Origin of the sequence: Pseudoflavonifractor sp. (assembly GCF_050943825.1) — a bacterium.
GTDB lineage: Bacteria > Bacillota > Clostridia > Oscillospirales > Oscillospiraceae > Pseudoflavonifractor.
Window position 1 is genome coordinate 94,269 of sequence record NZ_JBMNPX010000009.1, and the last position, 11,501, is coordinate 105,769.

11 protein-coding genes are annotated in these 11,501 nt (G+C 61.6%); 4 read left to right on the plus strand and 7 right to left on the minus strand.

The annotated features are described in order from the left end of the window. Window positions 1–4: 4 nt before the first annotated feature. Together ACOX7T_RS09365 and ACOX7T_RS09370 are read right to left on the minus strand one after the other, a co-directional pair. Window positions 5–886, minus strand: coding sequence for a carbohydrate ABC transporter permease (locus ACOX7T_RS09365; protein ID WP_433442097.1), 882 nt, complete (start codon window positions 884–886; stop codon window positions 5–7). A gap of 87 nt (window positions 887–973) precedes the next feature. Then, window positions 974–2,356: an ABC transporter substrate-binding protein gene (locus ACOX7T_RS09370; RefSeq protein ID WP_433442099.1), complete on the minus strand. Its 1,383-nt coding sequence runs from the start codon at window positions 2,354–2,356 to the stop codon at window positions 974–976. Window positions 2,357–2,731: 375 nt separating this feature from the next. On the opposite strand from ACOX7T_RS09370, the gene ACOX7T_RS09375 reads away from it, so the two are divergent. Continuing rightward, complete coding sequence (locus ACOX7T_RS09375) at window positions 2,732–3,775, plus strand: LacI family DNA-binding transcriptional regulator (RefSeq protein WP_433442101.1); 1,044 nt, start codon at window positions 2,732–2,734, stop codon at window positions 3,773–3,775. A gap of 63 nt (window positions 3,776–3,838) precedes the next feature. On the opposite strand, the gene nagB is transcribed toward ACOX7T_RS09375, so the two are convergent. From nagB to murQ, 5 genes are all read right to left on the minus strand, one after another. Then, on the minus strand, window positions 3,839–4,564 hold the full coding sequence (nagB, locus tag ACOX7T_RS09380; RefSeq protein ID WP_433442122.1) for a glucosamine-6-phosphate deaminase: 726 nt from the start codon (window positions 4,562–4,564) through the stop codon (window positions 3,839–3,841). A gap of 49 nt (window positions 4,565–4,613) precedes the next feature. Beyond that, complete coding sequence (locus tag ACOX7T_RS09385) at window positions 4,614–5,453, minus strand: HAD family hydrolase (RefSeq protein ID WP_433442103.1); 840 nt, start codon at window positions 5,451–5,453, stop codon at window positions 4,614–4,616. A 147-nt stretch (window positions 5,454–5,600) separates the two neighbouring features. After that, on the minus strand, window positions 5,601–6,656 hold the full coding sequence (locus ACOX7T_RS09390) for a MupG family TIM beta-alpha barrel fold protein (protein WP_433442105.1): 1,056 nt from the start codon (window positions 6,654–6,656) through the stop codon (window positions 5,601–5,603). Further along, window positions 6,640–8,097: a PTS transporter subunit EIIC gene (locus ACOX7T_RS09395; RefSeq protein WP_433442107.1), complete on the minus strand. Its 1,458-nt coding sequence runs from the start codon at window positions 8,095–8,097 to the stop codon at window positions 6,640–6,642. Before ACOX7T_RS09395 ends, ACOX7T_RS09390 begins: the two co-directional genes overlap by 17 nt. 110 nt (window positions 8,098–8,207) lie before the next feature. Further along, the gene (gene murQ / locus ACOX7T_RS09400) at window positions 8,208–9,104 is read right to left on the minus strand and encodes an N-acetylmuramic acid 6-phosphate etherase (RefSeq protein WP_433442109.1); all 897 of its coding nucleotides are present in this window, start codon (window positions 9,102–9,104) and stop codon (window positions 8,208–8,210) included. A 505-nt stretch (window positions 9,105–9,609) separates the two neighbouring features. Here murQ and ACOX7T_RS09405 point away from each other — a divergent pair. The 3 genes from ACOX7T_RS09405 to ACOX7T_RS09415 form a co-directional block, all read left to right on the plus strand. Beyond that, the gene (locus ACOX7T_RS09405) at window positions 9,610–10,146 is read left to right on the plus strand and encodes a PTS sugar transporter subunit IIA (protein WP_433442111.1); all 537 of its coding nucleotides are present in this window, start codon (window positions 9,610–9,612) and stop codon (window positions 10,144–10,146) included. Window positions 10,147–10,180: 34 nt separating this feature from the next. Beyond that, window positions 10,181–10,438: an HPr family phosphocarrier protein gene (locus ACOX7T_RS09410; RefSeq protein ID WP_433442113.1), complete on the plus strand. Its 258-nt coding sequence runs from the start codon at window positions 10,181–10,183 to the stop codon at window positions 10,436–10,438. 14 nt (window positions 10,439–10,452) lie between these two features. Further along, window positions 10,453–11,501 (plus strand): phosphoenolpyruvate-utilizing N-terminal domain-containing protein (locus tag ACOX7T_RS09415; protein ID WP_433442115.1); only part of this gene is annotated, 1,049 nt, incomplete at its 3' end.

An 11,501-nucleotide genomic window follows, 5' to 3' on the forward strand; every position in this document is an offset into this window, starting at 1 on the left:
CCCCTTACTGAGACTCACTGCGGTTCATACGGGCGTAAATGACCGACGCAATCAGGCCCAGAATGGACATCATGACCGCGATGGCCGCCGCCTTGCCGAACTGGAAGAGCGTGAAGGCGTAGTTATAGGTCAGGGTACCCAGCATCTCGGTGGCGTGGGCCGGGCCGCCGGAGGTCAGCAGGTAGACATAGTCGAACTGGAGGAAGGACTGGATGACGATGAGCACCATCATCAGCTTGAAGGTGGGCAGCATGCTGGGGAAGTAGACATACCGGAACAGCTGCCAGCCGTTGCAGCCGTCCACCGTGGCCGCCTCAATGTAGTCGCCGGGGGTCTGGCGCAGGGCGGCCAGGAAGACCACGGCCAGGTAGCCCCAGTAGTGCCAGATGTCCACCACGGCCACACCCACCAGGGCCGAGCTGGTGGAGGTCAGGGGAGAGGAGACCCAGGACCAGCCCAGCACGTTCTTGAAGAAGCCGAACAGACCGGTGACCGGGCTGTAAATCATATTCAGCCAGATGAGGGCGTTGGCGATGGGGGCGATGACGTAGGGGAGCAGGAAGATGACCTGAAATGCAGAGCGGCCCTTCTTCTGCTTGAGCAGGCACATGGAGGCCGCCAGCGCCAGCAGCACGGGGACGGTCAGGTACATGATCATCCACTTGATGTTGTTGGTCAGCGCCTTGCCGAAGACACTGTCGCCAATCAGCTCGGCGTAGTTGGAGAAGCCGACAAGGTTCATGTCGGAGGAAATGCCGTTCCAATCGGTAAAGGAGGATACGATGGTGGTAATGGAGGGGATCAGAATCACACAGACACTGAGAATCACCGCCGGTGCCATCAGCAGATAGTAGGGAATTTTCTGTCGGATCCGTCTGCCTGACACAGCGCATCACCTCTTTCTATAAAATACGGTGACCGTGCACAGACGACACGGTCACCGTTTCCTCTCCGAAGGAGAGTTTCCTTATGGTTATTTGCTTCCGCCGGGAGCGGGGCAAATGGGACAGGAACCGGCATCAAAGTCATTCTGGAAGGAAGTATCAATTTCCTGCATGAACTCGGTGGCATCCTTCTCCCCCAGCCACACGGCGTCCACCACGCACATCAGGTCAAAGGCCTCGGCGGGCATGTAGGAAGAGTTGTAATAGCCGAAGTTGCCGGCATCGATGGCGGCGCAGGCCTCAGCCACGCCCTCCATAAACATCTTGGACAGTCCCTCGAACTGGCTCATATCGATCTCGCTCAGGGTGGTCAGAGGCACCGCCCAGTAGCCGGGCCAGTCCTTGGCCATGGCGGTGACGAAGTCGGTGGTCATCATCATGTCAAGGAACTCGGCACAGACATCCTTGTGCTCGGTCTTCTCGTTGATGGCCAGCAGACCGGTGGCGCCCACGGTGTAGGTGGCGGGGACATCGCCGACGGCGGGGAAGACGGTGAAGCCGAAGTTGTCGGCGTTCTCATCCACAGCGTAGGGCATCAGGTTCTGGATAAACTTGAGGGGGCCGAAGTAGAAGGGCGCCTTGCCCTCCGCCAGGAGCATAGCGGAGTCGGACCAGTCCAGAGAGAAGTAATCGGTGCCCAGGTAGCCCTTCTGGTACCACTCGGCAGAGGTCTCAATGGCGCTCACCAGGGACTCGTCGGTCCAGGGAATCTCGTCCACCAGGGCCTTGTACACGTTGTCGGCGCCGCCGAAGGAGTTGAGGAACAGGGAGGTGTAGTCCTCATTGGTGGGCTGCCAGCCCTTGTTGCCGGTGACGGAGCCGTACATGCCCTTGGCAATGGCCTCGTCCATGGTGGCGGTCAGCTCATCCACGGTGGTGGGAACGGACCAGCCGTTCTCCTCCAGCACCTGCTTGTTGTACACCATGCCGATGATGTTCATGCCCATGGGCAGGGAGTACAGGGAGCCGTTGTACACGCCGGAGTCATACATGCAGCTGAGGATCTTGTCCTTCCAGCCGTACTTCTCAGCGTACTCGTCCAGGTTGGCGTACTTGCCGGCCTGGATGTAGGTCAGCGCCAGGGAGGGAGAGGATTCGTAGATGATGTCGGGACCTTCGTCGGCGGACAGGGCCACGGCCATGTCCTTGTTGACCGAGGAACGGTACTCAACGGTCATGTGGTAGCCGGGATGGGTCTCATTGAACTTGTCCACCAGGTTGGCGGCCATGGCGGCCTGCTGCTCGGAGGTGGAACCCCAGAACCACATGGACAGCTCTACGGTCTCGCCATTGCTTCCGCTGGGATTGCCGCTGGGGTCGCTGCTGCCGCTGGGCTGCTCACTGTTGCTGCAGCCAGCCAGAATGCCAAGACACATGACCAGTACCAACAAGAAACAGGATACTCTCTTCATAGCTGCTACTCCCCTTTTGTTAAAACGTTTATTCTTTTTGTGCGGTTTCCTCATCCGCACCTTACATTTAAAATCCTAGCATCAAAACGGTCATATGTCAATCTTAAAATCATTTACGTTAAAAATATACATATATTTTTTGTCTTTTTTGGTCGTTTTGTACTTAATTTTCTTTTGCTCACCTCTCTGATTTTTTGATAAAACGTTAATTCAATCGTGTTTTTCGTTTTTTTCTCCAAAACAGATTGCGTAACTCACCCATTTTGGCTATAATGTGTCTATCACACTTTCACCTTGTACCGCTGGTATCGGACTGCAAAGGCTGTTTCCCTCCCCACCGGCGGCGCGTTCAACCCACAGGATGGAGGCATTCTTTTGGCTTGTACAATTCGTGATATCGCCAGGGCAGCCGGCGTCTCTGTCACCACTGTGTCTCTGGTGCTGCGAGGAAAGGAATGCCGCATTTCCGAGGAGACCAGGGCCAAGGTCCAGCAGACGGCCAGAGAGATGAACTATGTCCCCAATCAGGTGGCCGTCTCTCTGGTCACCAAGAAAACCAACACCATCGGTCTTGTCTACTCCGACATGCTCAACCCCTTCTATGCCGAGATGGCTGTCGGACTGGAGCGCAGCGCCCGTCTCCACGAGTACGGCCTGCTCATCTGCAACTGCGACGAGCAGGTGGAGCGGTGTATTGACAACATCTCCCTGCTGGAGAGCCGGTGCATTGACGGCTTTGTGCTCCAGCCGCCGGAGACCATCAACGCCAGTCCCTCCAAGCTGCACGCCCTTCAGGAAAAGCTGAAGGCCTGCTCCACTCCCTACGTGATTCTGGACCGGGCTATCCACGATGTGTACCACGACTATGTGGCCGCCGACCACCAGCTGGGCGGGCGTCTGGCTGCGGAGTATCTGGTCCGGCTGGGCCACACCAGAATTGGCTGCATCACCGGCTCCCTGTCGGACTACGGTTCAAAGCGTCGTCTGGCCGGGTACCGTGAGGTGCTGGAGGCCCACAACATCCCCTATGATCCAAGTCTTGTCTACGAGGGACTCTACCAGATTGAATCAGGTTATCGGGGCGCCTGTGAGCTGCTGAAAAAGGATATCACCGCCATTTTTGCCTTCAGCGACCTGATTGCCGTCGGTGTGCAGCGGGCGGCGGCAGAGTTCGGCGTATCCATCCCCCACGACCTCTCCCTGGTGGGTTACGACGACAGCTCCATTGCCCACCTGTGCTCCGTCCCTCTCACCACCATCCGCCAGCCCACCGAGCTCATCGGGCGGCAGGCCTGCGAAATTCTGCTCTCCCGCATCAAGAACCCCTCCGCTGAGCATACGGACTACTTCTACCCGCCCGCACTCATCCAGCGCAGCTCCTGCTCCCTCCCCAGATCCAATCCCGCTCCCCTGCTATGAGCATAAAAAGCCGGGGCACTCCTGAAGGAGTGCCCCGGCTTTTTTCTTCCGAAACAGCTTGTCTTACAGCTTGGACAGGGCCGCCTTGTCCGCCACCAGGGTCACATCGGGGTGGAGCTGCAGGATGGAGGCGGGCAGCTGGGGATTCACAGGGCCCTTCACCATGCCGTACACGGCGTCCGCCTTGTCGGCGCCGCTGGCCACCATCACAATCTTCCTGGCACCCATGATCACGCCGATGCCCATGGTCAGAGCCTGGCGGGGCACCTCGTCCCGGGAGGCAAAGAACCGGGCGTTGGCCTCAATGGTGCTCTCGGTCAGGTCCACCACATGGGTGGGCACCACGAACTCATCGCAGGGCTCGTTGAAGCCGATGTGGCCGTTGCGCCCCACGCCCAGCAGCTGCAGGTCGGCGCAGCCCAGGCTGCGGACAAAGGCGTCGTACCGGGCGCACTCGGCCTCGGCGTCCTCGGCCAGGCCGTTGGGCACGTGGGTGCACTCGGGGTGCACGTCGATATGGTCAAACAGGTTGTGCTGCATGAAGTAGCGGTAGCTCTGGTCGTGGGCGCCGGACAGGCCCTTGTACTCGTCCAGGTTCACGGTGGTCACGCCGGCAAAAGAGAGTTTGCCCGCCTTGTACCGCTCCACCAGACGCTGGTAGGTGCCCACGGGAGAGGACCCGGTGGCCAGGCCCAGCACGCACTCGGGCTTCACAATCACCTGAGCGGCAATGATACGGGCCGCCTTTTCGCTCATCTCATCATAATTCTCTGCTGCATAAATGCGAATCATGGCATATTTCTCCTTTTATATTTTATGTTGTGTCCTCCGGAGCGGCTCACTGTCCGCCCAAAATATATCGCTCAATGGCCATGGCAGCGCCCTCCTCCATGTTGGAGGCGGTCACCGCGTCCGCCGCGTCCTTGACCTCCTGGGCTGCGCTCTCCATGGCCACGCCCAGGGCTGCGGCTTTGAGCATGGGGATGTCGTTGCCGCTGTCGCCGATGGCCATGGTGCGGGCCGGGTCAGCGCCCAGAAGCCGGCAGGCCGTCAGCATCCCGTTGGCCTTGGTGGCCAGGCTGTGGGTGACCTCCACACTCTGGGGGCTGGACCAGGCAAAGGAGATGGGGGCTCCGGCCAGAAGCCGCTCCGCCTCCGCCCTCAGCCCACAGGGGATGTAGGGCAGGTTGACCTTGTCCAGGGCCAGATCGGGCTGTTCCAGCACCGCATCCAGGCTGGGCACCTCCTGCCCCCGTGTCGTGAGGATGTTGTTCAGGTGGAACCGGAGGTCCTCCCCGTGCTCCCGCTGCATATTCCAACTCTCCCGGGTGAGATAGAGCCGTCCGCCTGCGGAGAGCTCCACCGGCAGGCCCAGGCTGGCGGCAATTTCCATCACTTGCCGGGCCGTGTCCGTCTCAATATAATGGGCCTCCAGCAGCTCACCAGTGCGGAGCCGGCGGACCTCGCCGCCGTTGCACAGGACGCACAGGTCCTCCCAGTCCGCGCCGGTGTGGACGGCAGGCGGCAGCATGGCGTACTGCCGTCCGGTGGTTGGCACAATGGCCACACCCCTCCGGGCCGCCGCGTCCAGGGCGGCGTACAGCCGGGGGCTGAAGGTCTTGCGGTCATCCAGAAGGGCGGTCCCGTCCAGATCCATGGCCAGCAGGGAAATCTCCATAGGGGCACCTCATTTTCGCAGAATACGGGACAGCGTCCCGGCACAGCATACCATCTTTTCCCCCGCGCCGCAACCGGCCCGGGGCATAAAGCAGGCCGCAGGCTCCCTTCCGGGGCCCGCGGCCTGCTGTTGTCCGTGCGGAAATCTTCAGTCCCGGGTCAGGACAAATTTCTCTCCTCTGCGGACACAGTCCGCCAGAAGAAGCCAGGGCTCCTCCACCCGGCCAATCACGTTGACCCGGTTGTCCGCCGGCAGGTCGGAGCGGACCAGCTGCACCTCACCGGAGTAGCGGCCGTAGCCGTCGTTGTCCACGGTGATGCTGCCCCTTGTCCGGGGCAGGCAGTTTTGGGGCGTCACCTGTCTGCCGAAGCAGGAGTACTCTCTGGACTCGGCAAGTCGGATGAGCCGGGAGGGGGAATCGGGCCGGTTGGTAAAGACCCGGCCGTACAGCCATTGCGCCTCGGGTGCAAGCTGAGCGGGCAGCTCCAGCACTCCATCCCGGCAGAACCGGAGAATGCGCGCCCGCTCCCGGGGTGAAATGCCCGGGTCGCCTACAAAGACGCCGTCCACGCCCAGACGGACTGCCAGATCGGCAAAGCAGGCCGAAGGGGGCATGCCTCTATGCCGCTCCAGTGTGGGCAGGCCCGCGTGAATGGGACCCCGCAGCGTCCCGTCGCCGGGGATGAAAGCCAGCACCTTCAGCCCGGCCGCCCGGAGCGCCTTTGTGCGCTCCAAAAAGAAGTCGTCGTCCAGGCCGGTCTCAGGCCGGGGGTAGAAGTTGTGCATGGCCATCACCAGGGGCCCGGCAGCGGCAATGCGCTCCGCGTCCTCCGGGCTGGTGGTGGAGGCGTTGACCACCACAGGGATGCGGGCCGCCAGGCCGGCAATCTCCTCTGCAGAGAAGCCGTAGTCCACCCGCAGAGCCCAGATACCCAGCCGTTCGGCCAGCCGGATCAGATCCGGCTGGCCGAACTGGGCCACTGTTTTTGTGGATACATCCGCGATAATCCGAAAATCCCGGGCGCTGAGCCACCGGCAGGCCTCCTCTGCCCGGCGGCAGTAGTCCGCCGAGAACTCCTCGCTGATGTGGAGGGAGAGGAACACGGCCGCGCCGCTGCCTGCGAGGGTCTCCAGTTCCTCCCGCTGCTGCTCAAAGGAGGTCAGGTAGACCGAATAGCCCAGTGACTCAGGCCGCGGCCACATCCTGATCCTTGATGCCGAACCAGGTGAAGATAAAGCCCATGATGTAGCTGATCACCAGGCCGATGAGGAAGTAGACGATGGACACGATAGCGCTGTTGGGGCCGGCGGTCATGACGAAGATGCCCAGCAGGCCGGAGGGGCCCCAGGTGGTGGCAGCCACCTGCATCAGCATGACGAAGGCGCCGCCGAAGCCGGCGCCCAGGCCGGCGGTGAAGAAGGGCTTGCCCATGGGGAGGGTGACGCCGTAGATGAGGGGCTCACCCACGCCCAGGATACCGGCAGGCAGAGCGCCGCCGATGACCTGGCGCAGACGGTGGTTGCCGGTGCGCTTGGCCTTGATGGAGAGCGCGATGGCAGCGCCCACCTGGCCGGCGCCGGCCATGGCCAGGGCGGGATACAGGGTGACATAGCCGAAGGCCTCAAGCTGGACAGTGTACAGAGCCACCAGGCCGTGGTGCATGCCCATGGCCACCATGGGCAGGAACAGGGCGGCGCCCAGATAACCGGCGACCATACGGACCACGGGGTTGGTGCTCATGGCCACGACCTCGACCGCCTTGCACAGGCCGGTGGAGATGAGGCCGGTGATGGGCATGACGATGAGGATGTAGGGGATCAGGGTGATGATGAGGGTCAGAATGGGGGTGAAGCAGATGTCCACGGCGTCGGGCATCTTGCTGCGGATGGCCTTCTCAATCTTGCACATGACCCACACGCCGATGATGACGGCCAGCACACCGCCGCGGCCGGCACGGAGGATGGCGTCAAGGGGCTGGGCCTCGTTGTACAGGCCCACAATCTTGGAAATGGCGTCGATGTTGCCCAGAGTGGTGATCATACCGACCATGCCGCCCAGGATGGGGGTGCCGCCGAACTTCTCGGCAGCGCGGTAGCCGGCCCAGGCAGTGATGTAGGTCATGAAGGCGGTGTTGATGAGGCTGAGCAGGTTATAGATGATGGCCAGGACGGAGTTCTCAGCGTAGGTGGGAACCGCCTGGGCCAGCAGGGTGGCCAGACCGGAGCAGATACCGGCGGCGATAACGCCGGGAATCAGGGGCACGAAGATCTCGCCCAGGGTCTTGAGCATGGACTTGATCTTGCTCTCCTTCTGAGCGCCCTTGATGGCGGCCTTGTTGGCCTTCCAGTCGCTGCTGGCGGACACGCCGGCGTCGCCGCTCTCAGCGGAGACGGGAATGCCCATGTCCTTGTAGATGTCGGCCACCTTGCGGCACTTGCCGGGGCCGACAACGACCTCCACATAGCCGGGGTTGTCGTGGACCAGACCCAGAACGCCCTCCACGTTCTTCAGCGCGGCGTCCTGAATGGCGCTGTCATCCTTGACATGGATGCGGACGCGGGTCATGCAGTTGGTGGCGCTGACGACGTTGCTTCTGCCGCCGACCAACTCCAGGATCTTGCTGGAAAGTTCCTGATTTGTCATGTTACACCTCTCCTTTTTCTATTGGGGTTACACACAATCGTTCCGCTGGGCGGAACGCAAAAACAGCCCCCAGGCTGTTCTCGCCATAAGTACCTGACCGGCTTCCGGCCTTACTGAATGGCCTCGCGGACATGGCCTCTGGCCTTGTCCAGGCGGGCCTTGGCCTCCTCGGCATCGCAGTTGGCCAGAATCATGGTGATGGCGGTCTTCACGCTGCCGCCGGCCGCCGCAATGGTGGCCTTGGCGGTGTCACGGTCCACGCCGGTGGCCTCCATGACAATCTTCTCAGCCCGGACGTGGAGCTTCTCGTTGGTCTGCATTACGTCCACCATCAGGTTCTGATAGGCCTTGCCCACACCCACCATGGTGGCGGTGGAGATCATGTTCAGGATCAGCTTCTGCGCGGTGCCCGCCTTGAGCCGGGTGGAGCCGGTGAGCACCTCGGGGCCAACCACCACCTCGATGGCCAGGTCGGCAGCCTGGCCCACGGCGGAGCCGGCATTACAGGAGATGGCCACAGTGCGGCAGCCCAGCTCCCGGGCATAGTCCAGGCCGCCCAGCACGTAGGGGGTGCGGCCGCTGGCGGCGATGCCCACCACCAGATCGTCCTTGCTCAGATTGTGGGCCTTCAGATCATCCCGGCCCAGGTCCCGGCTGTCCTCAGCGCCCTCAACCGCCTTGATAAAGGCCTTCTCGCCGCCGGCGATGAGGCCCACCACCAGGTCAGGAGAAACGCCGAAGGTGGGAGGACACTCGGCGGCATCCAGCACGCCCAGCCGGCCGCTGGTGCCGGCGCCCATGTAAAACAGCCGTCCGCCCTTCTCCAGGGAGTCGATGGCCCACTCCACCGCTTTGGCGATGTTGGGCAGCAGAGGCTCAATGGCCTGGGGGACTCTGGCGTCCTCCCGGTTCATGGCCGTCACAACCTCCAGCGGGGTCATGGTATCCAGATTCATGGTGGCCTGATTGCGGGTCTCCGTGGTCATTGCGTCCAGATTTAAATTCAACGCCCATTCTCCTTCCGCGCCTGAGTGGAGCCGGTGGTGCGTTCCGCTCCCATCTCCTCTCAGCCCGTCCGAAAGCCGGGAGGAGAAATCATATTATTGCAAGCAACAGCCTTCGCTGTGCATTCATCCTAATAAATACTGCATTTCATGTCAATTATTTGAGCAGTTTATGGCACATTGTTTCGCTAACTGGCTTCTTTTCTTCCTAATCCATCATTTTGATGAAACTTTCCTGGATGAAAACTTTCGAATTGTCTGATATGCACATATATTTCGAAAAAAGTTTTATTTTTTTACTTGACACATGAAACTTTAGTTGCTATACTGTGCTCGCAAGCAAAAGTTGAATACAATAGCCGCCTGAGTTTTGTGCGTTCTGACGTCCGATCTGGAAAGTCCTCTGTGCCGGGGCATTGTCCCCGGAAGAGTTCTGTCCGGAGGGACGTCTTTTATTTTTTTCGCAGCACAGTCATTGCAGAAGCTTGAAAGGAGCGAGCATTTTACCATGTCTGAGAAAAAAGGATTTGCCTCCTGGCTCTTTGGAAAGAAAAAGGGCGCGGAAGAGGTCCCCGCTGAGGAGCCCGGCGTGGAGCGCCTGGGCAGCCCCCTGACCGGCAAGGTCATCGGGATTGAGCAGGTGTCCGACCAGGTCTTTGCCGATAAGATCCTGGGCGACGGCGTGGCCGTGATCCCCGCCGACGGCAAGGTGTACGCCCCTGCCGACGGCACCGTGGAGAACCTGCTGGAGAGCCATCACGCCGTGTGCCTCCTCACCACCGGCGGCGCCGAGCTGCTGATCCACGTGGGCAAGGACACCGTGGCCCTGGGCGGCAAGCATTTTGCCGCCCACGTGAAGGAGGGCGACAAGGTCAAGCGGGGTCAGCTGCTGCTGTCCTTTGAGCGTGAGGCCCTGCTGGCCCAGGGCTTCGACCTGGCCACTCCCGTGGTGGTGAGCAACGGCGACGAGTTCGTCATGGAAAAGGCGGAGGGCGGCGAGGTCCGTCCCGGCGACACCATCATCACCCTGACCAAGCGGGCCTGACCTACATCTATAATATAAAAAGAGGTATTCTGATATGATTCAGTTCCAGTACACCATTACCGATCCCAACGGGCTCCATGCCCGTCCCGCCGGCCTGCTGGTGAAGGAGGCCCAGAAGTTCTCCAGCACCGTGAAACTGACCCGGGGTGAGAAGAGCGCCGACCTGAAGCGGCTCTTTGCCATCATGGGCATGGGCGTCAAGTGCGGCGAGACCGTGGAGGTGGCCGTGGACGGCGCCGACGAGGCTGAGGCCGCCCAGACCCTGGAGAAGTTCTTCCAGGGGAACTTTTAAAGGAGGCGCTTGTCATGACGGTACTGCACGGTGAAGGTGTGTCCCGGGGCGTGGCCTCGGGCAATCTGCGCTTCCTCCGCCGGGACGCCCAGGCTCAGCCCCGCCGGGAGGTGGCTGACGCTGAGGCCGAGGTGCTCCGCTTCGACCAGGCCCGGGAAGGAGCCATGGAGCAGCTGGGCGCCCTCTATGAGGAGACCTGCGCCAAGCTGGGCGAGGAGAAGGCTCTCCTGTTCCAGATCCACCAGATGATGCTGGAGGACCTGGACTACTGCGAATCCATCACCGGCATGATCCGGGATGAACACGTCAACGCGGAATACGCGGTGGACCAGACCGCCGCCCAGTTTTCCGAGATGTTCGCCCAGATGGACGACGACTATATGAAGGAGCGGGCCGCCGACGTGCTGGACGTGTCCCGGCGGGTCATCCGCCTGCTCACCGGCCAGGAGGACGAGGAGCTGGGCGGCAGCGAGCCCTGCATCATCGCCGCCGACGACCTGGTGCCCAGTGAGACCGCCCGGCTGGACCAGAACAAGGTGCTGGGCTTTATCACCGCCCAGGGCTCCTCCAACTCCCACACCGCCATCTTTGCCCGCACCATGGGTATCCCGGCTGTGGTGGGCCTGGGGGACAGCCTGCTGGAGGATTTTGACGGCAAGAACGTGTTTGTGGACGGCGCCTCCGGCGAGGTCTTTGTGGACCCGGACGCCCGGACCACCGCGGAGCTGGAGAGCCGCCGGGACCAGGAGGCGGCCCACCGCCGCTATCCGGACACCTTCCGTGGCCGTGAGGCCGTCACCCCCGACGGCCGCCGGGTGCTGGTGTGCGCCAACATCGGCGCACCCAAGGATCTGGAGGCCGTTCTGGGCGCCGACGCCGACGGCATCGGTCTGTTCCGCAGCGAGTTCCTCTACCTGGGCCGGGACAACTATCCCCCCGAGGAGGACCAGTACCAGGCCTACCGCCAGGTGCTGGAGGCCATGGACGGCCGCATGGTGGTCATCCGCACCCTGGACATCGGCGCCGACAAGCAGGCCGATTACTTCGAGCTGCCCAAGGAGGA

What these genes read in the sequence shown, in the direction of transcription:
- ACOX7T_RS09370 (WP_433442099.1), bottom strand. Translation starts at nt 2,356, where the DNA reads ATGAAGAGAGTATCCTGTTTCTTGTTGGTACTGGTCATGTGTCTTGGC.
- ACOX7T_RS09385 (WP_433442103.1), bottom strand. Translation starts at nt 5,453, where the DNA reads ATGGAGATTTCCCTGCTGGCCATGGATCTGGACGGGACCGCCCTTCTG.
- ACOX7T_RS09390 (WP_433442105.1), bottom strand. Translation starts at nt 6,656, where the DNA reads ATGTGGCCGCGGCCTGAGTCACTGGGCTATTCGGTCTACCTGACCTCC.
- ACOX7T_RS09395 (WP_433442107.1), bottom strand. Translation starts at nt 8,097, where the DNA reads ATGACAAATCAGGAACTTTCCAGCAAGATCCTGGAGTTGGTCGGCGGC.
- ACOX7T_RS09405 (WP_433442111.1), top strand. Translation starts at nt 9,610, where the DNA reads ATGTCTGAGAAAAAAGGATTTGCCTCCTGGCTCTTTGGAAAGAAAAAG.
- ACOX7T_RS09410 (WP_433442113.1), top strand. Translation starts at nt 10,181, where the DNA reads ATGATTCAGTTCCAGTACACCATTACCGATCCCAACGGGCTCCATGCC.